This window comes from Paralcaligenes ureilyticus (assembly GCF_004346225.1).
Classification (GTDB): domain Bacteria; phylum Pseudomonadota; class Gammaproteobacteria; order Burkholderiales; family Burkholderiaceae_B; genus Paralcaligenes; species Paralcaligenes ureilyticus.
In genome coordinates this window covers 36,929-60,419 of the sequence record NZ_SMAJ01000005.1, presented here as the reverse complement: position 1 = coordinate 60,419, position 23,491 = coordinate 36,929, and the positions used below count along the sequence as shown (strand labels likewise).

Here is a 23,491-nt window from a genome sequence, read left to right as displayed (position 1 = left end):
TTGAAACTACTGTTTGCTATGCGACGAGATATAGTCAACCGCTTGCTGAACCGTCGTGATTTTCTCGGCCTCTTCATCCGGGATTTCGGTTTCAAATTCATCTTCAAGCGCCATCACAAGCTCGACCATATCGAGCGAATCGGCACCGAGGTCGTCAAGGAAGGAAGATTCGTTTTTGATCTCGGCTTCGTTGACGCCAAGTTGTTCAGCGACGATCTTTTTGACGCGCTGTTCGATGCTTTCCATGCAGATCTCCAAGTTGGGAAAATTCCCGCGAATTATAGCCAAACGAAATAGTTATGGGGTTTGGCCATGATAAAAAAACGGCATTTCCGGATAAAAACAGCATGACACGCCGGCAGCGTGCGCCGTCCCCCCTGAACACCTCTTGACTGAACGGATTTTACCCCGTTCAGCTGATTATTCCATCTTAAATCGATCGGCCGCTTGAAAACCAGGCGCTCGACAGTACAACGCGTACAAACCGCCGGGGCAGACAAGACGCACGATCGACTTGCAACGAAAACTACATATACATGCCACCATTGACATGCACGGTTGTACCCGTAATATAGGCCGCCTGCGGGCCGGCAAGAAAGGCCACGGCATTGGCCACATCGGCAGGCGCACCCATGCGGCCCAGTGGTATTTGCGACAAAATGGTTGCGGCCTGCGCCTCGGTTAACGCGCGAGTCATATCGGTTTCGATGAACCCGGGCGCCACACAATTGACCGTAATATTGCGACCGCCCAGCTCACGTGCCAAAGCGCGAACCATGCCCGCGACCCCGGCCTTGGCGGCCGCATAATTGGCCTGGCCCGGGTTGCCGCTGGAGCCCACCACCGACGTAATATTGATAATGCGGCCCCAACGGGCTTTCATCATGCCCTTCATGACGCAGCGCGACAAACGAAACACGGCGGAAAGATTGGTGTCGAGCACTGCATCCCAGTCTTCGTCCTTCATACGGACGGCCAGATTGTCACGCGTAATGCCGGCATTGTTCACCAGAATATGAGGCCCGCCGCCTTCCAGCTTGGCCAGATCATCGCACAGGGCTTCGCAGGCCGACAGATCGGTGACATCCAGCACCACGCCGCGGCCGCCCACCGCAGCCAATGCTTCGGAAATGGTCTGGGCGCCGGCGGCAGAGGTCGCGGTGGCGACGACATGCGCGCCGCGGGCGGCCAGTTCAAGCGCAATGGCGCGGCCTATGCCGCGGGTAGCGCCGGTGACAAGGGCCACTTTGCCCTGGAGCTGCGTGTCTTGCATGATTTTTATCCTTGTAAGGCGCCCAGCGCTGCGTCCAGCGAAGCTGGATCGGTGATCGAAAGGCCGGTCAGGCTGGAGTCTATGCGTTTGACCAAACCACTCAGTACCCGGCCCGGCCCGCATTCGACGATATGGCTGATGCCTTGCGCCTTCATGGCCTGCACGGTTTCCACCCAGCGCACCGCGTGCCAGGCCTGGCGCACCAGTGCGCTCTTGATGGCCGCAGGCTCGGCCGGACTGGCCACATCGACATTGTTGATAATCGGAATAAGCGGCGTTTTCAGTTCGACCTGCGCCAGGGCCTGTTCAAGCCGAACAGCCGCCGGCTGCAGAAGGCTGGAGTGAAACGGCGCGGACACCGGCAAAACCAGGGCACGCTTTGCGCCCGCCGCCTTGGCCAGAACACAGGCGCGTTCAACGGCGGTTTTATGCCCCGCAATGACAACCTGCGAAGGCGCATTGAAATTGACCGCTTCAACCACTTCGCCCTGGGCAGCCTGCGCGCAGACGTTTTTGACGGCCTCATCGTCCAGCCCCAGGATAGCCGCCATACCCCCTGTTCCTACGGGTACCGCCGCTTGCATCGCATCGGCGCGCACACGCACGATCCGCAGCGCGTCGCCCAGCGTCAAAGCGCCCGCGGCCGTCAACGCCGAATATTCGCCCAGGCTGTGGCCGGCCAGCAGCACCGGCGCCGCCCCACCCGCCGCTATCCAGGCACGATACACCGCCACGGCCGCCGCCAACATGACGGGTTGAGTATTGGTCGTAAGATTAAGCTGGTCGGCGGGGCCTTGGGAAATCAGAGCCCCCAGATCCTGGCCGAGCGCCGCCGACGCCTGCTCCGTTACCTGGGCAACCGTCGCGTTGCCGGCCCACGCATCCAGCATGCCTACCGATTGCGACCCCTGCCCAGGAAAGACAAATGCGATTTTCATTTTTACATCCTCGCGAGGATCGAGCCCCATGTAAAGCCGCCGCCGACACCCTGCATCAAGACCAGATGGCCGGGCTTGATGCGGCCGTCGCGGCGCGCCACATCGAGCGCCAAAGGCACACTGGCTGCCGACGTATTGGCATGTTTATCGAGAGTGATGATTACCTTTTCGTCGGGGATGCCCAATCGTTTGCTCAAAAAATTCAAGATCCGGACGTTCGCCTGATGCGGCACCAGCCAGTCAATATCGGTCAGGGCCACGCCGGCCTCGATGCAAACATCGCGGGCCGAGCGAGTCAGTGCGGTAACCGCCAACTTGAATACCGCCTGGCCGTCCATCCGCAAAAACGGATCGCCCACCACCTTGCCGTGCGCCACATTGCCGGCCGCGCAAAGAATGTTCATCTGGCTGCCATCGGCATTCAACCGGGCTCCGATAATGCCGGGCTCGTCCGAGGCCTTCAGCACCACGGCGCCCGCACCGTCGCCAAACAGCACGCACGTGCCGCGATCATTCCAGTCCAGGATGCTGGAGAAAACCTCTGCGCCGATCACCAGGGCCACGCGGGCGCGTTTGGCTTGAATGAATGCGTCGGCAGTGGCCAGGGCATAGACAAAGCCGCTGCATACGGCCTGCACGTCGAAGGCAGCGCCGCCTTTAATCCCCAAACCCGCCTGCACCAGGCACGCGGTGCTTGGAAAGACGAAATCGGGCGTCGACGTCGCAACGATAATCAGGTCTATCTCATCGGCTGCGACACCCGCATCATCCAGCGCAGCCCGGGCGGCCCGGGTCGCCAGCAGGCTGGTTTTTTCTTCCGGCGCCGCGATATGGCGCTGCTTTATTCCGGTGCGCTCCACAATCCAGCTGTCCGAAGTCTCGATCTGTCGCGTCGCCAATTCAGCGGCAAGCTCATCATTGCTCACAACCCGCGAAGGCAGATAAGCCCCCGATCCAATTATCCTGGCATAAGACATACTCGATTCCATCTAGGCGCCCGGGTGAGGCGCAGGTTGGGGCGCGTCGTCAGAAACTTGCGTCGCTCGCACATCGGCCACCCGCAAGCTCTGGCGCAATTGATCAATTGCGCTGGTCGTACCCTGAAGCAGTCCATTTTGCACGGCTTCGTACGCGCGCTGCAAAGCACAGCCAAAGGCATAGACGTCGGCCGAGCCGTGGCTTTTAATGACAATCCCGCGCAAGCCCAGCAGGGCTGCGCCGTTATAGCGCCGATTATCGACACGCGCGCGAAAACGGTTCAGAACCGGCGTCGCCAGCAAACCGGTGGCCAGAGACAGCGGATCGCGCTTGAACTCCTGACGCATCATGCTGGCGACCATTTTGGCCAGGCCTTCGAGCGACTTGAGCACGACATTGCCTACGAATCCATCGCAGACCACGACATCAACCGTGCCCTTGCAAATATCGTCGCCTTCGACGTTGCCGTAGAAATTCAGGCCGCTGGCGCGCAAAAGCTCGGCCGCGTGCTTGACCACCTCGTTACCCTTGATGACCTCTTCGCCAATATTGAGCAGCCCTATGGTGGGCCTGTCGCGCCGGTCGACGGTCTGCGCCAGGGCGGCACCCATGATGGCGAACTGCAGCAAATGCTCGGCCGAGCAATCGACATTGGCCCCCAGATCGAGCATGATCGTGGCGCCACCGGTTTGATTGGGAATAGACGTGGCAATAGCCGGGCGGTCGATGCCGTCCAGCGTCTTCAAGACATAACGCGTAATGGCCATCCAGGCCCCGGTGTTGCCGGCCGAGATGCAGGCATCGGCCAGGCCGTCCTTGACCGCCCGTGCCGCCACCCGCATCGACGAATCTTTTTTGCGGCGCAACGCCACCTCGACCGAATCGTCCATGGCGACCACTTCGGACGCGGGCAGAATTTCACACCAATCACTCGCGCAACCCAGTTCCTTGAGTTTGGCGCCTATCGCCTGCGGGTCGCCCACCAGCAGAAAGCGGGTATCGGGACGCTTGACCGCGAATTGGCGGGCAGCCGGAATCGTGACCGCCAGGCCAATATCGCCACCCATGCAGTCGATAGCAATCCGAACCACAGATGTAGTCATTGAGGGCGTGCTTTACAGTCCAGACCGAACACGCAACGCAATTATTCGTCGTTCTTGGTCTTGAGAACTTTACGGCCGCGGTAAATTCCGTTGGGGCTGATGTGATGACGCAGATGCAGCTCGCCCGTGGTGGGCTCGACAGCCGTGGAAGGCGTAGTCAGAAAGTCGTGCGCACGATGCATGCCACGCTTAGACGGACTCTTTTTGTTTTGCTGGACGGCCATAATGACTCCTGAAAAGCGGGTCGCAATTGTAAGCGATAAATCCCGCCTGTTAGATTAAAAAACTCAATTCTTTTTTAGCTGACTCAGCACCGCGAACGGCGATGGCCTGCCGGCATCAGTATCGGACTCATCGTGCTGAACAATAAGGGGCGACACTGACGGACAAACATCGTGCTTGGGCACGTAGGGCAGGCTCAGGATGATTTCATCCTCAACCAGCGCCAGGACATCAAGGCGCGGCGAACCGACGATACGCTCGATGAAATCTTCGGGCTGTCCTTCAACAAGCACCGCATCATCTTCAAGGCCTGCCTCGGTATTCACCATCTGCAAGCGATTTTCGGCGTCTATCGGCCATGCAAAGGGCGCGAGGCAGCGCTGACACTCCAGCATGGGGCAAGCCTTGACACGTAAATGCAGATAACTGCGCCCAAACGAATCCTTTTCACCCCGCAGCGACCACGATACCGGGCTGTCATCCTGCTCGGGCAAATCCTCGGTCAGCCGCTCGCAATGCAGCAACGACGTCTGGCCGCTAACCTCCAGACCCGTTCGGGTCAGCTCAAACGTGTCCACATACTTGCCTGCATCCACGTTGGTCCCTCCGCAATTTTCACAACCGTTTCCCAAAACCCGTTTTCTACCAACCGCCTTTTCGCAGGCAGATGCCCGACCCCAAAAAGGACATATGCGGTTTCTTAAACAAGGAAAACATTAGATAATAACGCGTTCGGCAATTTTCAGTCAAACCAAACATCAGGTAAACACCTTAAACCATCAACCATGCGTCTTATTCTGGCCTCAAGCTCTTCCTACCGCCAAACCATGCTGGCGCGCCTGCGCATACCCTATACCGCCATTGCCCCCAATGTGGACGAAACGCCCTTCCCCGGGGAAAACCCCGCCGACCTTGCGCTACGGCTTTCAATTGCCAAGGCCAGCGCTGTCGCCGGCGACCATCCCAACGCCCTGGTCATTGGCTCGGACCAGGTCGCCACCATTAACGGCGAACCCATCGGCAAAGCCGGCAGCTTCGAGCGGGCGCAGATCCAATTGCGGCAGTTAAGCGGCCAGACCGTAGAATTCCACAGTGCCTTATGCGTTACCGACGGGCGACGCCGCGAAACCGCCGACGTGCTGACCTACTGCCAGTTCCGCACGCTGGACGACGTCGAAATCGACACCTATCTGCGCGTCGAGCAGCCCTACGATACCGCAGGCAGCGCCAAGGCCGAAAGTCTGGGGATCGCGCTGATGGAAAGCATGCATTCGGACGACCCGACGGCTATTATTGGCCTGCCGCTTATAGCCCTGTGCCGCATGTTGCGTTCGTTTGGGCTTAACCCTATAACTTCCTTAGAGATGCTGTGAAAACAAGCGGAATTTTACATTTGATCCCCGTCGGCATGGGCGACGCGGCACCGGATATCTGGCTGCCCCGCACGGTCCGCGAGCTGGCCGCACGCCTGGACACCTATATTGCGGAAAACGCCAAAACCGCGCGGGCCTTCCTGAAGCTGATCGGCACGCTGCGGCCGCTGCAGGAAATCACCATTCACACCCTTGACAGCCATGTCGATGCCCAGCAAATGCGCGCCTGGTTGACGCCGCTGCAAGAAGGTGGCGAAATCGGCCTGGTTTCCGAGGCCGGCTGCCCTGCCGTAGCCGATCCGGGCGCCAAAGTGGTGGCCATCGCCCATACCATGGGCCTGCAAGTCCACCCTTGGGTAGGCCCCTCGTCCATCCTTCTCGGACTCATGGCCAGCGGCCTGGACGGCCAGCGCTTTGCCTTCCATGGCTATGCCCCGGTCGAGCCGGCCGCGCGCGCCAGGCAACTCAAATCATGGGAGGTAGTCTCGCAGCAACAGACCCAAACCCAGATACTGATCGAAACGCCCTATCGCAACGCCGCCATGTTCGACACGCTCAGGCAAACGCTTAAAGGCAACACCCGTTTATGTGTAGCCCGTTCGCTCACGACAGCCGACGAATGGATACAGACTCATACCGTGGCCGAGTGGAAATCGCGGCCCGCCCCCGACCTGAACAAAATGCCCACCCTCTTCCTGTACCTGGCCGGCGTCTGACTGATATGCATAGGGATGTTGCCAGGGTCGATATGTGCGGCGATAGCGCCAGGGTTGAAAATGGCACCCACAAGGGGTGCCGCTACATTAACAACCGCATTCTTGCCCTCTTTACCGTCCTCGGCCTGACCACCCTGCTTGCGGCATGCAGCAGCTACGCCCCCGGCGGCTTGCGGATCGACCGCAGCATCCAGGCCAAGAGCCAGGACAGCCGGGTCGAACTGGTCGTGTTGCACTACACGGCCGCCGACCGCGCACAATCCCTGAAAATACTGTCCGAACAAAACGTCAGCAGCCACTACCTGATCACCGACGATGCCGTGCCTCACGTCTATCAACTGGTAGGTGAAGATCGCCGCGCCTGGCATGCGGGAATCAGCCAATGGTATGGCCGCAACAACCTCAACGCCGCCTCGATCGGCATCGAAATCGTCAATCAAGGCCCCGAGGGCGTACATTGGGCCGCGTACACACCGGCCCAGATCTCCACGGTTATCACCCTGCTGCGCGGCATTATCCAACGCCACCAGATCAAACCCTACAACGTCGTGGGCCACAGCGATATCGCCCCGCAACGCAAAACCGATCCAGGCCCCGCATTTCCCTGGAAACAACTCGCGCAAGCGGGCATCGGACGCTGGTACGACGAGGCCCAGGCGGGTCTGTACAAACGCCAATTCGAGCGCGAAGGCCTGCCTGACGTGTGCTGGTTTCAAAAAGAACTGGAACGCCTGGGCTACCAGACATCCACGAGCGGAGTGCTGGACCTAGCCACCAAAAATGTGATCGCGGCCTTTCAGATGCATTACCGACCCAGCCGTTACGATGGAATGCCCGACGCCGAAACAGCGGCTATTTTGAAGGCATTGCCTTAAGATTTGAAACGGCGTTGTTTAACCACATAAGCAACCCGGGCGAGCAATAGCGCCGCCACGATGACTCCATACACGTAGGGCTCGAAAAAATTGTTTTTGCCGGCCCGTATCAGCCAGAAATGCCATACCGACAGGGCCGCAACCGCGTATACGCTGCGGTGCAGAATCTGCCAGCGACGTCCCAGGCGCCGAATCCAGCCCTGCGTAGAGGTGAAGGCCAGCGCCAGCATGGGGATAAACGCCAGCATGCCGACGGTAACGAAGGTGCGCGCCAGCACGTCGTGCCACATCGAAACCAAAGACCAGTCGCGTTCCCAAAAGGCCCATCCCAAGAGGTGCAATACGGTGTAAAAAAAAGCAAACAAGCCCAGCATGCGGCGGCAACGCACCAGCGCGGGCTGGCCGATGAGCCGGCGCAAAGGTGTAACGGCCAAAGTCAGGCACAGCGCAACCAGGGCCCATACGCCCGATGAACGCACAAGGAATTCGGGAGGATTGGCGGTCAGCCCATCGTTCAGTCCCAAGGCTATCCATCGGAACACGGGATAAAGCGCCAGTAAAAAGATAAGAGGCTTGATGCGCCCGATCTGTTTGGCCGTCCAGGCAGGCGTCCGGGCGGGATTGGCACCCACAAGGGGCTGGACCGATTCTGCTCGGGTGGTGGTGGCACCCACAAGGGGTGCCGCTACATTAGCGGCCGGCACGTCTTTGTAGCGGCACCCCTTGTGGGTGCCATTTTCAGCATCGTGATCATGCGGCGGCACCCCTTGCGGGTGCCACACATCCGACGAAGAAGCCAACTGATCCGGTACGTTCATGGCATCGTTCAAAAGTATTTCTTCAGATCCATGCCCTGGTACATCGCAGCCACCTGTTCACCGTAGCCGTTGTACATCAAAGTATCGACCCGGGGAGCGAAAAAGCCGCTGCCTATGCGTCGCTCGGTCGCCTGGCTCCAGCGCGGATGAGGCACATTGGGGTTGACGTTGGCATAAAAGGCATATTCGGTGGGCGCGATCTTGGCCCAGCTCGTCATTGGCTGCTTTTCGGTCAGGCGAATCTTCACGATCGATTTACCCGACTTGAACCCGTACTTCCAGGGAATGGCCACACGCATGGGCGCCCCATTCTGATTCGGCAACACCTTGCCATACACCCCAAATACCAACATGGTGAGCGGGTTCATGGCCTCATCGATACGCAGGCCTTCTACATAAGGCCAATCGATGATCCGGTCTCCCAAGCCGGGCATATTGTCCGGCTGCACGGCCGTGACAAACTCAATATATTTGGCGCGGCTGGTAGGCTCGACCTGCTTGAGCAAGGTGGACAAGGAGTATCCCTCCCAGGGGATCACCATCGACCAGGCCTCGACACAACGCAGTCTGTAGACCCGCTCTTCCATAGGCGCGAGGCGGCGCAAATCGTCGATGTCGAAGGTACGGGGTTTAGCCACTTCGCCTTCGACGGCGACCGTCCACGGGCTGGTTTTCATGGCCCCCGCGTAGGTGGCAGGGTCGCTTTTGTCGGTGCCGAACTCGTAGAAATTATTGTAGGTAGAGATGTCTTTTTCGGCGGTAGGGTGTTCCATCACCTGATAGTCGGGATTGGGCTTGCCGGCAAACAGCCCCGACGCGGCCGGGGCCGCCATGGCAGGTAGCGACAAGCCACCTGCCCCCAGGGCTACCGCGCCCAGCCCAAGCTGCTGCATCCAGCGGCGGCGCGCCAGCCAGACCGACTCGGGAGTGATTTCTGAAGAGGCAATGGCGGGAGCTTTGAAATGGGACATGATATTCCTTGTAAACCCTTCCCTATTTGAGGTCTTCAGGACAGGGAAGTTCAAATCGTCTGTTGTTCAAATCTGTATCTTGTATCGATGGCAGCCACAAGGGCTGCCGCTACATGATTCACTGGCATGTATTTGTAGCGGCAGCCCTTGTGGCTGCCAAAATCATCGACAGCCGAGACGCCATCTACAAAATACCGTCCGAAATGTTATATAGACGTCAAATAGAACGTAATTATTCCCTCCCCAGGCAACAAACAGCACTTTTATTTCTTCTTGCTTCCTGTTTTTTCCCAACCAGTTCTATTTTTTACCCGATTTATTCCATATACGTTCGAAAGCGCCGATTGGATGCAGCCCGCCGATTACAGACAGCCCACCGCCTTAAACCCGATCGATCAGCCAGGTTCGCATTTCGCGGACACTGGACACCAATACAGTGGGCGCGGCCGCAACCAAGGTTTGTTTGTCATGCGCGCCATAGGTAACCGCCATGCTGTCAACGCCGGCATTGCTGGCCATCTGGACATCATGAACCGTATCGCCCACCATCACCAGTTGTTCCGGCGCCAGATCAAGCTCATGCATCAGCTCCAGCAACATGCCCGGATGCGGCTTGCTGAAGGACTCATCGGCGCAGCGGGTGGCGTCGAACTGATCGCGCAGGTTCAGGCTGTTTAGCGCTCGATCCAGCCCTGCACGACTTTTCCCCGTGGCCACCGCCAGCCGCACTCCGTGTGCCTTAAGCGCCACGAACAACGACGCAACGCCATCGAACAATTTAAGATCCGGATCGCGGCTAAGAAAGTGAATGCGATAACGCTGCAAAAATAGCGGCATTTTCTCCGGAGTTAGAGACGGAATGGCATGATACAGGGCGCCTTCCAGCGAAAGTCCTATTACCCAGCTCGCATCGGCCGCGGTCGGAACCGGCAGGCCCAGATCGGCGCACGAGGCCTGAATCGCGGCCACAATCGTGTGGGTGGAATCCATCACGGTCCCGTCCCAGTCAAATACAACGGCTGCATAACGCTTCACGAATGGTGCTCCAGCCAGTCCAGGATTTGCTCGCAGGCGGGCGGCAGTTCCGCCTGCAAAACCAGCCCTTCGCCTGACAGCGGGTGAGGTATTTCCAACAAGAAGGCGTGTAAAAACATACGATTGAACCCCAAACGCGTAAATCGGTCCCGCACCTCGTCGGTTCCATATTTATCGTCGCCCACAATAGGATGGCCGGCCGCGGCCAAATGTACACGAATCTGATGAGTGCGTCCGGTGCGCAGCTCCGCCTCCAGCAGGCTAAAGCGCCCATAGCGCTTTCGCAGGGTAATAATCGTATGGGCCTCTTTGCCCTCCCGATCGACCTTGACGCGCCGCTCGCCCGTGGCCGTCAGCCACTTGAGCAAAGGCTGGCGCAAATGCTGTTTGTCATTAACCCAGTCGCCCACGACCAGCGCCTGATAGTGCTTGCGGCCCCGCCCTTCCCGCATCATCTGGTGCAGGGCGAGCAAGGCGCGGCGCTGCTTGGCAACCATCAACAGGCCCGAGGTCTCACGATCCAGCCGATGCGCCAATTCCAGCGTGGCCCCGGGCCGGGCGGCGCGCAGTTGCTCTATGACCCCAAACGCCACGCCGCTGCCGCCATGAACCGCCACGCCGGCGGGTTTATTCACCACCAATAGGGACTCATCTTCGAAAATAATGGGAAATACGCCCGGCGGAACCGCCCGGGGCTCCCCGGCCTGCGGCAGACGCAAAGGCGGCACGCGTACCGTATCGCCCTGTGCAAGGCGGTAATCGGCACCGATGCGTCCCTTATTGACCCGTACTTCACCGCTACGCAGCGCCTTGTACAAATGGCTTTTAGGGACGCCTTTACACAGGCGCAGCAAGAAATTGTCGATCCGCTGCCCGGCCTGCTCGACGTCGATCTGTACAAAACGCACAGTGGGCGCAGGGTTTTTATTATTTTCAGGTTTGCGCATGGAGAAAAGCGGCATATAATCCGAAACAGCCTATAGAAGCTGGAAAATTGCCTGCGTAGAGATGCAGTGGATGCGCCTCCGTCTGGCATACAAGGACATATTGTACTGCCTGTATTTCAGCTTCTGGGTCATAAGGTCGCCGGGCTAATCCTGGTTTGCCAAAGCAGTGGTGTGGCACACAATTGCCCGCTGCTCACGCAAGCCGATTAACAACCGCGTGCGGCGCTAAAAGCTCTTGCAAGTCAAGTCATCGTTTAATTGCACCAGACGCGAACTTAATTTCCGCGTCTGCCGTTTCACAGCATCCCTTTCGTCAACCACTGATATTGTGCACCTGACCTCTCTGCTGACTGAACCGCGTGTCCACCGACACGTTGTGCCTACCTGACCTGTTGGTGGGTGCTACCTGACGTCGTCAGCCTAGTCCCCCTCGCATTGCTTGATCCAGCGCCACACACCGAGTGACCCGCGGTCGTGCGCCGATAAACGGCGCGCCATGACTACGGAGAAAAACACTCATGAAACGAATGTTGTTTAATGCAACGCATCAAGAAGAACTACGCGTTGCGATAGTCGACGGTCAAAAACTGATAGACCTCGACATCGAAGCCGCCGGCCGCGAACAGCGCAAAGGCAATATATATAAAGGGGTCATTACCCGCATCGAACCCGGGCTGGAAGCGTGTTTCGTCAATTACGGCGAAGACCGGCACGGCTTTTTGCCCTTCAAGGAAGTCGCCCGCAGCTACTTCAAAGAAGGCGTCGACGTGCGCACCGCACGCATACAGGACGCCTTGGCCGAAGGCCAGGAACTGATCATTCAGGTCGAAAAGGAAGAGCGCGGCAACAAAGGTGCGGCGCTCACCACCTTCATTTCACTGGCCGGCCGCTACCTGGTGCTGATGCCCAACAACCCTCGTGGAGGCGGCGTCTCGCGTCGGGTCGAAGGCGAAGAACGCCAGGAACTGCGCGACACGATGGACCAGCTTCAACTCCCCCCCGGGATGAGCATTATTGCCCGCACCGCCGGAATCGGGCGCAACGTGGAAGAGCTGCAATGGGACTTGTCCTATCTGATGCAACTCTGGAATGCGATTGACGCGGCCGCCCGCGAAAATTCGGCGCCCATCCTGATCTACCTTGAATCCAGCCTGGTCATACGCGCCATCCGCGATTACTACTCGCCCGAAATCGGCGAAATCCTGATCGACACCGACGATATCGCCGAGCAGGCCAAGGCCTTCATGAGCGTGGTCATGCCCGACAACGTTCAGTCCGTCAAGATTTACCGCGACGACGTCCCGCTGTTTTCACGCTTCCAGATCGAACACCAGATCGAAACGGCCTACTCCCGTACCGTAGAACTGCCTTCGGGCGGCTCGGTGGTCATCGACCATACCGAAGCCCTGGTGGCGGTGGACGTCAACTCGGCACGCTCTACCCGCGGCGCCGACATTGAAGAAACAGCGCTGCGCACCAACCTTGAAGCCGCCGACGAAGTGGCTCGCCAACTGCGCCTGCGCGACCTGGGCGGACTGATCGTCATCGATTTCATCGATATGGAAGAAGGCAAGAACCAGCGCGCCGTCGAACAGCGCCTGCGCGATGCCCTGCATTTCGACCGGGCGCGTGTCCAGATGGGCAAGATTTCCCGCTTCGGCCTTATGGAACTGTCCAGGCAGCGTCTACGCCCTGCGCTGAACGAAGGCTCGCACATTACCTGCCCTCGCTGCAACGGCACAGGTGTCATTCGCGACGCCGAGTCCAGCGCCCTGCACGTCCTGCGCCTGCTGCAGGAAGAGGCCATGAAAGAAAACACGGCGGCCCTGCATGCGCAAGTGCCGGTCGATGTGGCCACGTATCTGCTGAACGAAAAACGCGCCGATATCACCAAGATAGAGTCGCGCCTGAAGGTCAACCTGGTGCTGATACCCAACAAGTATCTGGAAACACCGCATCACCACATCGAGCGCCTGCGTCACGACGACCCGCGTCTGGAAGAAATCAAGACCAGCTTCGATCTGGCCCAAAGCCCCAGCACGGATGTCATCTGGGCACCCAAAGAGCACGAAGCCAAGGCACGCCCCGAAGCCCTGGTCAAAGGCATTACCCCCGCCCACCCGGCTCCGGTGTCACGCGCTGCAGCGCCCGCCGCAGCCGCGGCCACGACGGCCGCCGGCACAGGCTTGTTCCAGCGCTTCATGAACTGGATCACCCGTGGCTCGGAAAGCGCCGGCACGCCAGCCGCCCCCGAACCCGTGGCCGAAGCCACCGATAAACGCCCGCCAGCCGGTCGCAGCGGACGCAACCCGCGCCAGGGCGACAGACGCGAAGGGGGCGATCGCAATCGCCAGCGCCGCGGCCACAATCGCCGCCCCGAAAACCTTGAGGCCGGCAGCGAAGACACTCAACGCCCCCAGGCCAGGCACCAAACTCAACGCGTCCAGGCCAGCGAACCGGACACCGGCAGCCTCCGGCCCGAACAGAGCCCCGACGAATCTGCCGGCTCTGAAGCGCCCAGCAGCCATCGCAGCGGACGAAACCGCCGCGGGCGCAATCGCTCACGCGATGAACGGCCGACCGAAGACCAAGTGGTGAACAACGCGCTGGTCGACGGCGAGAGCCCAAGCGAGCAAGCTGCGCCGCCCGCAACCCAGCCCGTTGCGCGCACGGACGATGCCTCCGATGCCGCGACAACCTCGAGCGTTACGGCTCAAGCCGACGGCGAACAGCAAGATCCCGAGCGCAAACGCCGTCGCCGCCGCAGCCGTCGCGGTCGCCGCAATCCCGATACGGGCGTCGAATCGAGCAGCAACGACACGGCCGATACGGCGGATGACGCTGAACATCCGGCTACCTTCGTCTCGCACGAAACGCCCTCGTTCAATCCAGGCGCTCTACCGGCAGCCGCCACGACTCTTGGTGCATTTCCAGCCGTCGCCCAGGCGCCGGTCGATGTCGCAGCGGCCGAGCCTGCGGGAGAACCCGCCGACGAAAAAGAGTTGGCCCACGCGACTGTCGCCACACCGATTGAGTCGAACGAACGGCCCTCGCCAGCCATAGCCGAACCGGTAGCCGTATTCCACTCGGTCGAACCCGTGGCCGCCGTTTCGCACAACGCTCCTGACCAGGACAGCACCGTTAACGGCCATGTGCCAAGCAACGTCAATGCAGATCGCAATGCCCCAAGCCAAGCCGATAACGTCAACGTTGCCGCCACGGTCGAAGCAACCAGCGAGCTGCTCCACAATATCGTGGCCGGAGCCGGCATGGAATGGGTCGAAACAAAGGTCACTCATCAACCCCCAGCGCCCGTAGCCCCCGTTCACCTGGGACGCGCGCGCAAGCAATCAACCCGGGCCGCGGCAGAACCTTTGGAGCAGGTGGAAACGCACTAGGGGGTAGATGCCGGTAATGGCTGTAATGGCACCCACAAGGGGTGCCGCTACATGACAGGCACAAGGCCTGTCGCTACAAACTTCGCGGATCCGTATTTGTAGTGGCAGCCCTTGTGGCTGCCATTTGCATTTCCGAGACCCACGACGGCGCTTACACACACAAACCTTGCACGCGCCAACACTCGCTCATCCGCGCCGCGCCAGCCACACGAATCGCTCTGTCAGGCCCGCACCAAAGGCTCGGCCATATGGGCGGACAACGATATCGCCTGCCGGCCATCCCACCAGAATATGCGCCCGACCGGAACACGGCGGGCGATTTCTATGGCCTGCCCGGGATCGCTTTCAATGAAATGAGTATGGCCGTGCTCAAGCAGACAATCGGCCTTGTGCTCGGCTGTGCCCGCTGCGTCGTGGCGCCGTGGATCGCGCATAAGCAAAGGCCCCTGAAAACCATGGCGAGTCAGCCAGCCCTGAGTACGCGCCCGATCCTGTTCGGGCCGTCCGGTGATAACGGCCATCTGCGTCAGGTTGACCGGCGGCATCACGGCGCAAGGCGCCAAATCGTCGCGCAAAGCCAGCGCGATATCAAGCGTGGCCGGCTCATATAGCCGCGGCGGCAAATCCGGAGCAAGCACACCGTCCAGATCGACCGCCCAGGACGCATACTCAGACTCCGGACGATCGGGCCTGTTGCCGGTCGCCGCAAAGGCGGGCGTTACAGCCTCGCGTTCCCAGGGAAACCAGGCTCCGGCGCCCTTGGGCATCTCCTGGCCAAAATCGGGCCGGATTCGCGACTCGCTGTCGTAAGCCAAGGCGAATATCGCCACCTCGTACCCGGCCTTTAGCAAAAAGTCGCGGCAATCCACCAGCGTGGTGCCCCGCCCGGCCACATCCTCGACCAACAACACACGAACGCCGGCCGCGGGAGCCAGCGCAGTAAACCAATCCACGGCCCGCGCCGGCCGTGCATAACTGAGGGCGAACAAAGGCAAGGATAAAGCACCCGCCGCCATGATGGCGGGCGCAAGGCCGCCACGGGCAATGGCCACCACGGCATCAAAATGCATGGAGCGCCATTGAGGCACATGGCGCAGAACTTCAGCTTCAACGCGTGGGTAATCGTAGGGAAAAGCCGTACGCAAGGCTCAAGTCCTGCCTTTTAATTAATGTAGCGCCACCCCTTGTGGGTGGCAAAATTCCTGACAATCAAGACGGTATCTTGCATTGATGACAGACACAAGGCCTGTCACTACAGTCTGCCGCTACACCTGTCGCCACAAAAAAACAGACATCACGGCAATCCCGCCAATCAACGAACCTGCTAATTGGCCTTGGCGACGACATCCGCGGGCTGTTGGGTCAGGAGCGCCAGCAGATTCGCCAATTCGACGCGCATCTGGCGCCGATCGATCACCATGTCGATGGCACCCTTTTCGAGCAGAAACTCGGAACGCTGGAACCCCTCGGGCAGCTTTTCGCGCACGGTCTGCTCGATGACGCGCGGCCCGGCAAAGCCGATCAGCGCCTTGGGTTCGGCGATGATCACATCGCCCATAAAGGCAAAACTGGCAGATACCCCCCCCATAGTGGGGTCGGTCAAAATACTGATAAAGGGCAAACCCGCCGTCGACAGGCGGGTCAGCATGGCATTGGTCTTGGCCATTTGCAGCAATGAAAACAAACTTTCCTGCATGCGGGCTCCACCCGAGGCGGCCACACAAATAAACGGGGTGCGATTCTTGATGGCTTCTTGCGCTCCGCGCGCAAACCGCTCACCCACGACCGACCCCATCGACCCGCCCATGAAATCGAATTCGAAACAGGCCAGCACCACAGGTACCGCCAGAATGCTGCCGCTCATGACGACCATGGCTTCGGACTCTTCGGTGTGCTTGGACGCTTCGGCCACGCGCTCGGTATATTTGCGAGTGTCTTTGAACTTGAGCGGATCGCCCGGATAAATATCGCCCCCAATCTCGACCCGGCCTTCGGAATCGAGCAAAGAGGCAATACGCGCCCTGGAACCGATACGCATATGATGACTGCAATTGGGGCATACATGCAGCGAAGCGGCCAGATCTTCGTTATACAACACAGACTCGCAGGAGGGACACTTGACCCACAGGCCTTCGGGGACCCGGCGCGAGCTCGCATCCGTGCTGCGGTTGATGCGTGGAGGAAGAATTTTTTCGAGCCAGCTCATTGTTATAGTCCTTTGATAAGGTTCGACTTCTGATCGAAGCTGTTGTTCTTATGCCTTGGGGGCCTATCCTTAAGCCTGATCCAGCGCATGGCGTATGCCGGCAAGCCAGGCCTTCGCCGCCGTTATGGCGGCCGCGTCGCTGTATTCATTCAAGGCCTGGACGCTCTGCGCAGCCTGATGGGCGGGCGTAGCTGCCGCAACGGCGGCCTCGATGGTTTCAATCAGTTTGCTTCCTATGACGACGGCATCCGCCACCCCGACCAGACGCCGCGCGCTCTGTGCGTCGCGTATGCCAAAACCCACGCCAACCGGCAGCGACACGTGACGGCGGATTTCGGCCACATGGCGCGCCACGTCGTCGCAATCGAGATGGCCGGCGCCGGTGACGCCTTTCAGCGACACATAATACACATAGCCGCGCGCCACCCGGGCCACGTTCTTGATGCGCTCCTCGCTCGAGGTGGGTGCCAGCAGAAAAATCGGCGCTATGCCCGCCGCGTCCAGCGCGGTCGCGAACTCGCCGATCTCTTCGGGAGGGTAATCCACGACCAGCACGCCGTCCACACCGGCTTTCTGCGCCGCCGCGGCAAATTCCAACTGACCCATGCGCTCGATGGGGTTGGCATAGCCCATCAGCACCACGGGCGTGCGTGTATCGCCGCGCCGGAACTCGGCCACCATTTCCAGCACCTGGCGCAGGCCCACGCCGCGCGCGATCGCGCGGTCGCCGGCGCGTTGGATCACCGGACCGTCGGCCATAGGATCGGAAAACGGCACACCCAGCTCGACCACATCCGCCCCCGCCTCCACCAGGGCGTGCATCAGGCGCGGCGTGGCCACCACCGACGGGTCGCCGGCAGTAATGTACGGAATCAGGGCTGTATGCCCGGCCCGCCTGGCAAAGGCGGCTTGCAATCGATCAATCGGGGAATTCATTGTGTAGCGTCCTTCCTTCTTACAGGCTTATACCGCTAAAGTCGGCGACCGTATGCATGTCTTTGTCGCCACGCCCCGATAAATTAACCAAAATGATTTTGTCTTTGGCCAGCCCGGGCGCCATGCGCACAGCGTGGGCTATGGCGTGCGCCGACTCCAGCGCCGGCATAATGCCTTCGGTGCGGCAGCAATCGTGAAACGCCGCCAGCGCCTCATCGTCGGTCACGCCGACATACTGCGCACGGCCGCTATCTTTCAGCCAGGCGTGTTCGGGCCCTACGCCCGGGTAATCAAGCCCGGCCGAAATCGAATGGGTCTCCGTGATCTGGCCGTTCTCATCCTGCATGACATACGTTCGGTTGCCATGCAGTACGCCCACGACGCCGGCGTTCAGCGACGCGGCGTGGCGCCCCGTCTCCAAACCCTCGCCGGCGGCTTCAACGCCTATCAACTGGACGTCCTGGTGCTCGATGTAGGGATAAAAAATACCCATGGCGTTGGAGCCGCCGCCGACCGAGGCCACCACGTAATCGGGCTGCCGGCCCACATTGACCGGCATTTGCTCCAGGCACTCGGTGCCTATGACTGATTGGAAATCGCGCACCATCATGGGATAGGGATGAGGCCCGGCCACCGTGCCGATAATATAAAACGTGTTTTCGACATTGGTGACCCAGTCGCGCATGGCTTCATTGAGCGCATCTTTAAGCGTACGCGAGCCGGACTCGACCGGCACGACCGTGGCCCCCAGCAACTTCATGCGATACATATTGGACGCTTGACGGCGCACGTCTTCGCTACCCATGTAAACCACGCATTCGAGGCCGTAGCGCGCCGCAACGGTGGCGGTCGCCACGCCATGCTGGCCTGCGCCTGTCTCGGCAATGATGCGCGGCTTGCCCATGCGCCGCGCAAGCAGTATCTGCCCTATGCAATTGTTGATTTTGTGCGCGCCCGTGTGATTCAAGTCTTCGCGCTTGAACCAGATTTGCGCTCCCCCCAGCTTTTCGGACCAGCGCCGCGCATGGTAAACGGGGCTGGGGCGCCCCACAAAATGCTTCAGCTCGTAGGCGAATTCGTTCTGAAAATCGGGATCGACCCGATACTTGTCGTAGGCCTCGCGCAATTCGTCGAGGGCATGCACCAGGGTTTCAGCGACAAAAGAACCACCGTACCGGCCAAAGTGCCCCTGGCTATCGGGCAAACTGTATGATTTCAAAGGAGTGCTCTCTTATACGGCATGTTCCGGCGCAGGCCGGCCACAAGTCTCAAATTTAATCGACTATTTTAACAGCGCCGCACCGGCTGTCGCCGCCGGCCCTATTACAAGCCCCAAACCGGCCCGGGCGGCAGGCAGGAAATCTCAATGCCGGCTCGCCGTCACACCCGGGATCTCGTTCAAGGCGGTCAACGCGCGGGCAATCTGTTCGCCGTTTTTCACCTCAATGGTGAAAATCATATGAGCCAGCGAGCGGCGGCTCTGCGTATTGACGCCCACCACGCTTAGCCGCAGACGGGCGAAAACCTCCGACAGATCACGCAACAGCCCGGGAGACTCCTGCCCCCGTATGCTGATATCGACCGGGTACACCGCATCGCCCGTATCGCCCCAGTCCACGTCGATCACACGCTCGGGCTGGCCTACGGCCAACGCAGCGTAAGACGGACAATCATGCCGATGTATGGAAACGCCGCGCCCGCGCGTCACGAATCCGGCGATCCGGTCTGGAGGCGCAGGCCGGCAGCAGCGCGCCAATTGCGTCATGAGGGAATCGACCCCCACCACTAGGACTCCACTCTTGCCGGTTTTAATCGCACTGGCCGCACCGCTGGCCGCCACCACGCGTGCGGCGGGTACCGCAGGCTCAGTTGCCGGCGCCCTGAGCACATAGTCGATCTGGCGCAGGCTGAACTCTTCCTTGGCCACGGCAATATACAGATCGTCGGCCTGGGCGAAATCCAGCTGCTGCGCCAGATGCTCCAGATTGATGGCCGTCTTGCCCAGGCGCTGCAACTCCTTTTCAACCAGGGCCTGGCCGGCGGCGATACGCTGTTGCAGCTCGACGGCGTTGAACCAAGCGCGCACCTTGGCGCGCGAACGCGGGCTGGCCAGAAACCCCAACTGCGGATTGAGCCAATCGCGCGAAGGCCCCCCCGCCTTGGCGGCAATGATTTCCACGGTTTGCCCGGTGGACAGCCGTGTCAGCAAAGGCACCATTTGCCCGTCCACCCGGGCGCCGCGGCAGCGATGCCCCAGATCCGTATGCAGGTAATACGCAAAATCGACCGGCGTAGCGCCCACGGGCAACTCAATGACCCGCGCCTGCGGCGTCATGACATAGATGTGATCGGCCGACGCATCGGGTGCGGCGGACGTGGGTGCCGGCGCCGATGAGTCCTCTTTGTCCCAAGCCAGCAATTGACGCATCCAGGCCAGCTTTTTATCGTAGCCGCCGGCGGCCACCTGCTCGCCACCGCGGGCGCCCGCCTCTTTGTAGCGCCAGTGAGCCGCCATCCCGTATTCGGCAAACTGATGCATTTCGCGGGTGCGAATCTGGATTTCAAAAGGCTTGCCCTCCGCATCGGCCACGACCGTATGCAGGGAACGATAGCCATTGGGCTTGGGGCGCGAGATGTAATCGTCGAACTCGTCCGACACAGGTGCCCACAACGCATGGGCCATGGCCAGAACCGCATAGCAGTTGCGCTCATCCTCGACGATAACCCGCAGGGCGCGCAGGTCGAACAGGCGGTTGAACGTCAGATGCTTGTTCTGCATCTTGTTCCAGATACTATAAATATGCTTGGGCCGCCCCGACACCTGCGCGGCAATATGCGAGTCTTTCAGGGCAGCCTGCAACTGCGCCACCGCATCGGCAATAAAGGCTTCCCGCTGCACCCGTTTTTCTTCAAGCTGGCGGGCGATCGTTTTATAGGTATCGGGCTCCAGGAAGCGGAATGCCAGATCTTCCATCTCCCATTTAAGCTGCCATATCCCCAGACGATTGGCCAGCGGCGTATACAGCTCCATGGTTTCACGCGCAAACGCCGGCGGGCACGGCGTTTTCGAGCTGGCGTGCCAGCGCAGGGACTGCAAACGCGAGGCCAGGCGCATCAACACAATGCGCAGATCGGCCGCCATGGCCAACAGCATCTTGCGCTGCATTTCCTTCTGGTCGCCGCCCGCCGCCGAGGTGTCGCTCGATTGGCCGGCCAGATGGCCCAGGCGCAGCAGTGCGCGCGTACCCTGCACCAACGACACCACCTCGGCGCCGAAAGCCTTGAGTAAAGGATCCTGCCTGGCGCCGGCCGCCGGCGCCTCGACCGGCACGACAGTAAGCAGCGCGCTGGCGCGGGTCACCGCGTCGGTGCCCATTTCGGAAAGCAAACGCACCACAGCCGCGCTATGTTCAGCCAAGGGCTCGCCGGTGCTGGCGTGCAGCCCCTTGAGCGGCTCCCGCACCCAGGCCACGGCCCGCTCGATCAGCGCCCGCCCGGACTCGTCCAGATCGGCGCAAACCTGCCCCCGCCAGCCCGCGTCAAAAGGCGGCGTATCGTCAGCAAAAGAAGCAATCGTAGACATGGCAGGTACTGCGCACACCGATAAAAACCAGGAAGATCGTCCGTCGTCCGCAGTGAACGACGGCAATCCGGCCCATTACAACGCCGCTGTCACCACAATTTCGACCTTGTAGTCAGGGGTGGCCAGACGCGCCTCAATCGTCGCGCGCGCAGGGGTATGCCCGGCCGGCACCCACGCGTCCCAGGCCTTGTTCATCTCGGCGAATTCAGCAATATTGGCCACAAAAATCTGCGCACGCAAAATACGCGTCTTGTCGGTGCCCGCCTCGGCCAGCAAGCGATCGATCGTCGCCAGAATCTGCCGGGTCTGGCCCTGCGCATCCAGCGTGTGATCATCGGCCACTTGCCCGGCCAAATACGCAATCCCGTTGAAAATAGTCATGTCCGACATGCGTTTGCCGACATTTATGCGTTTGATATCGCTCATTGTGCACTCCGTTATAGGTTAAGAAATCGAATCAAGCGGGGGGCAGTTTAAACACTTGCCGCAAATAAGCCAGGTAAGCCGCATCGTCGCACATTGTTTTTTCCGGCGCATCCGACACCTTGGCAACAGGCTGGTCGTTGCAACGAACCATCTTCATGACGATCTGCAAGGGCTCGTGCCCCAAATCGTTGGTCAGGTTGGTGCCTATCCCGAACGACACCTTGCAACGGCCGGCAAAGCGGCGCGCCAGCTCGATCGCGCGCGGAATGGTCAGACTGTCGGAAAAGACCAGGGTCTTGGTGCGCGGATCGGCCCGATTCGCCGCATAATGGGCCAGCAGCCGTTCGCCCCAGACGAAAGGATCGCCCGAATCGTGGCGTGCGCCATCGAAGAGCTTGCAAAAATACATATCGAAATCGCGCAAAAACGCATCCATGCCATAAACATCCGACAGCGCAATGCCCAGATCGCCGCGATACTCCTTGGCCCATATCTCCAGCGCAAAAACCTGCGAGTCACGCAACCTGGGGCCCAGCGCCTGGCACGCCTGCAGATACTCATGACCCATCGTGCCAAGCGGCGTCACACCATGGAGCATCGCCAGCCAGACATTGCTGGTACCGGCAAAATTCGGCCCCATCTGCGCCCTCATGGTAGTCATGACCTCTTCGTGCCACTGCTTCGAGAAGCGGCGACGCGTACCGTATTCAGCCACGCGGAACTCCGCCATCGCCGGATCATCAGTCACCAGATGCATCTTGGACTGCAAGCGTTTACGCCCCTCCACCCAATCGGGCTGCCGGCATTCATTACGAAAATACACCTCGTTGACAATCGCCAGAACCGGTATTTCGAACAATATCGTGTGCAGCCACGGCCCTTTAACGCAGATATCGATCTCGCCAGGCACCGCGCTCTCGGACACCACAATGCACTTCTCAGGCAAATGGAACAACCCGAGAAAATCGACAAAATCGCTTTTGATAAAGCGCAGCCCACGCAGATATTTTTGCTCTTCGTCGGTAAAGCGAAGCTGGCACAAACTATGTATCTCGGCGCGGATTTCATCCAGATAGATCGCAAGATTAATGCCGGGATTGCGGCACTTGTAGCGATACTCGACCTGAGCAGCCGGAAAGTGATGCAACACCACCTGCATCATGGAAAACTTATAGAGATCGGTGTCGAGTAACGATGTGATTATCATTGGGATGCAAGAGACGTTTTAGCTACCATAGCACACCACAGCCCCCCATTGCCCGTAGGCGCCTGGCCGTTTGAGCTCCAGCGCCCACAAGAGGGCCGCCACATTATCGAATGGGCGACCACAAGGGTCGCCCCCACAAACGCGACAGGTACGTTCTGTTTCTGTAGTGGCAGCCCTTGTGGCTGCCATCGGTGTCCTAAAAATACCGCGACGGTTCTCAACGATTTGGCAGCCACAAGGGCTGCCACTACATGCCACGAACGTCAGCGACGAACATCCACCACTCGAGCGTCGTGGCCGGTTAAGGTGGGGCGGGCGACTTGGGCACGCCGCGCGCAGGGCCGGTTTCGGGGAGGCAAGGCGTGCGCTGTTTGAGCAGGACGCTTGCGAATAGCCCAGTGGGCTATTCGCCCTGCGAGTTCGCACGCCGCCCCGAAGCCGGCCCTGCGCGCGGGGAGTCATGGCGCAGCCATGACCGTGCCCGTC

22 protein-coding genes are annotated in these 23,491 nt (G+C 60.0%); 4 read left to right on the top strand and 18 right to left on the bottom strand.

Annotated elements, in window-relative coordinates:
* Positions 1-6 precede the first annotated feature (6 nt).
* From acpP to EDC26_RS08595, 7 genes are all read right to left on the bottom strand, one after another.
* Complete coding sequence (gene acpP, locus EDC26_RS08625) at positions 7-246, bottom strand: acyl carrier protein (protein ID WP_013742768.1); 240 nt, start codon at positions 244-246, stop codon at positions 7-9.
* A 280-nt stretch (positions 247-526) separates the two neighbouring features.
* Positions 527-1,273 carry a 3-oxoacyl-ACP reductase FabG gene (gene fabG / locus EDC26_RS08620; protein ID WP_132581549.1) on the bottom strand — a complete coding sequence of 249 codons (747 nt, stop codon included), beginning with the start codon at positions 1,271-1,273 and terminating at the stop codon, positions 527-529.
* 5 nt (positions 1,274-1,278) lie between these two features.
* On the bottom strand, positions 1,279-2,211 hold the full coding sequence (gene fabD, locus EDC26_RS08615) for an ACP S-malonyltransferase (protein WP_132581547.1): 933 nt from the start codon (positions 2,209-2,211) through the stop codon (positions 1,279-1,281).
* Between the two features lie 2 nt (positions 2,212-2,213).
* On the bottom strand, positions 2,214-3,200 hold the full coding sequence (locus EDC26_RS08610) for a beta-ketoacyl-ACP synthase III (RefSeq protein ID WP_132581545.1): 987 nt from the start codon (positions 3,198-3,200) through the stop codon (positions 2,214-2,216).
* Positions 3,201-4,280, bottom strand: a complete 1,080-nt coding sequence (plsX, locus tag EDC26_RS08605) for a phosphate acyltransferase PlsX (RefSeq protein ID WP_132581900.1) — start codon at positions 4,278-4,280, stop codon at positions 3,201-3,203.
* 53 nt (positions 4,281-4,333) lie between these two features.
* Positions 4,334-4,516, bottom strand: a complete 183-nt coding sequence (gene rpmF, locus EDC26_RS08600) for a 50S ribosomal protein L32 (protein ID WP_132581543.1) — start codon at positions 4,514-4,516, stop codon at positions 4,334-4,336.
* Positions 4,517-4,579: 63 nt separating this feature from the next.
* Positions 4,580-5,110, bottom strand: a complete 531-nt coding sequence (locus EDC26_RS08595; RefSeq protein ID WP_132581540.1) for a YceD family protein — start codon at positions 5,108-5,110, stop codon at positions 4,580-4,582.
* A 189-nt stretch (positions 5,111-5,299) separates the two neighbouring features.
* On the opposite strand from EDC26_RS08595, the gene EDC26_RS08590 reads away from it, so the two are divergent.
* The 3 genes from EDC26_RS08590 to EDC26_RS08580 are packed head-to-tail and all read left to right on the top strand — an operon-like array spanning position 5,300 to position 7,478.
* Positions 5,300-5,887: a Maf family nucleotide pyrophosphatase gene (locus EDC26_RS08590; protein WP_132581538.1), complete on the top strand. Its 588-nt coding sequence runs from the start codon at positions 5,300-5,302 to the stop codon at positions 5,885-5,887.
* A gap of 35 nt (positions 5,888-5,922) precedes the next feature.
* Positions 5,923-6,603 (top strand): SAM-dependent methyltransferase, encoded by a 681-nt coding sequence (locus tag EDC26_RS08585; RefSeq protein WP_132581898.1) that lies wholly within the window; start codon positions 5,923-5,925, stop codon positions 6,601-6,603.
* A gap of 5 nt (positions 6,604-6,608) precedes the next feature.
* Positions 6,609-7,478, top strand: a complete 870-nt coding sequence (locus EDC26_RS08580; RefSeq protein ID WP_243700844.1) for an N-acetylmuramoyl-L-alanine amidase — start codon at positions 6,609-6,611, stop codon at positions 7,476-7,478.
* Here EDC26_RS08580 and EDC26_RS08575 read toward each other — a convergent pair.
* From EDC26_RS08575 to EDC26_RS08560, 4 genes are all read right to left on the bottom strand, one after another.
* Positions 7,475-8,110, bottom strand: coding sequence for a protein-methionine-sulfoxide reductase heme-binding subunit MsrQ (locus EDC26_RS08575; protein ID WP_243700852.1), 636 nt, complete (start codon positions 8,108-8,110; stop codon positions 7,475-7,477). The genes EDC26_RS08580 and EDC26_RS08575 overlap by 4 nt on opposite strands.
* A 194-nt stretch (positions 8,111-8,304) precedes the next feature.
* Complete coding sequence (msrP, locus tag EDC26_RS08570) at positions 8,305-9,267, bottom strand: protein-methionine-sulfoxide reductase catalytic subunit MsrP (protein ID WP_132581534.1); 963 nt, start codon at positions 9,265-9,267, stop codon at positions 8,305-8,307.
* Between the two features lie 381 nt (positions 9,268-9,648).
* Positions 9,649-10,302, bottom strand: coding sequence for an HAD-IA family hydrolase (locus tag EDC26_RS08565; RefSeq protein ID WP_132581532.1), 654 nt, complete (start codon positions 10,300-10,302; stop codon positions 9,649-9,651).
* On the bottom strand, positions 10,299-11,249 hold the full coding sequence (locus EDC26_RS08560) for an RluA family pseudouridine synthase (protein ID WP_425012462.1): 951 nt from the start codon (positions 11,247-11,249) through the stop codon (positions 10,299-10,301). Before EDC26_RS08560 ends, EDC26_RS08565 begins: the two co-directional genes overlap by 4 nt.
* A gap of 518 nt (positions 11,250-11,767) precedes the next feature.
* Between EDC26_RS08560 and EDC26_RS08555 the strand changes: the two genes are divergently transcribed.
* Positions 11,768-14,647, top strand: coding sequence for an Rne/Rng family ribonuclease (locus tag EDC26_RS08555; RefSeq protein WP_132581528.1), 2,880 nt, complete (start codon positions 11,768-11,770; stop codon positions 14,645-14,647).
* A 221-nt stretch (positions 14,648-14,868) separates the two neighbouring features.
* Here the strand turns inward: EDC26_RS08555 and EDC26_RS08550 are convergent, their stop codons facing one another.
* The 7 genes from EDC26_RS08550 to pncB all read right to left on the bottom strand — a co-directional run bounded on the left by EDC26_RS08550 (position 14,869) and on the right by pncB (position 23,005).
* On the bottom strand, positions 14,869-15,792 hold the full coding sequence (locus tag EDC26_RS08550) for a phosphoribosyltransferase family protein (protein WP_243700843.1): 924 nt from the start codon (positions 15,790-15,792) through the stop codon (positions 14,869-14,871).
* A 179-nt stretch (positions 15,793-15,971) separates the two neighbouring features.
* A complete protein-coding gene (gene accD, locus EDC26_RS08545) occupies positions 15,972-16,853 on the bottom strand; it encodes an acetyl-CoA carboxylase, carboxyltransferase subunit beta (RefSeq protein WP_132581526.1) in 882 nt (293 codons plus the stop codon).
* A gap of 69 nt (positions 16,854-16,922) precedes the next feature.
* Positions 16,923-17,789, bottom strand: coding sequence for a tryptophan synthase subunit alpha (gene trpA / locus EDC26_RS08540; protein ID WP_132581525.1), 867 nt, complete (start codon positions 17,787-17,789; stop codon positions 16,923-16,925).
* A 19-nt stretch (positions 17,790-17,808) separates the two neighbouring features.
* Positions 17,809-19,008, bottom strand: a complete 1,200-nt coding sequence (gene trpB / locus EDC26_RS08535) for a tryptophan synthase subunit beta (protein WP_132581523.1) — start codon at positions 19,006-19,008, stop codon at positions 17,809-17,811.
* 144 nt (positions 19,009-19,152) lie between these two features.
* Positions 19,153-21,372 (bottom strand): RelA/SpoT family protein, encoded by a 2,220-nt coding sequence (locus EDC26_RS08530; protein WP_132581521.1) that lies wholly within the window; start codon positions 21,370-21,372, stop codon positions 19,153-19,155.
* Positions 21,373-21,447: 75 nt separating this feature from the next.
* Positions 21,448-21,798 carry a RidA family protein gene (locus EDC26_RS08525; protein ID WP_132581519.1) on the bottom strand — a complete coding sequence of 117 codons (351 nt, stop codon included), beginning with the start codon at positions 21,796-21,798 and terminating at the stop codon, positions 21,448-21,450.
* Between the two features lie 31 nt (positions 21,799-21,829).
* Positions 21,830-23,005, bottom strand: coding sequence for a nicotinate phosphoribosyltransferase (gene pncB / locus EDC26_RS08520; protein WP_132581517.1), 1,176 nt, complete (start codon positions 23,003-23,005; stop codon positions 21,830-21,832).
* Positions 23,006-23,491: the final 486 nt, after the last annotated feature.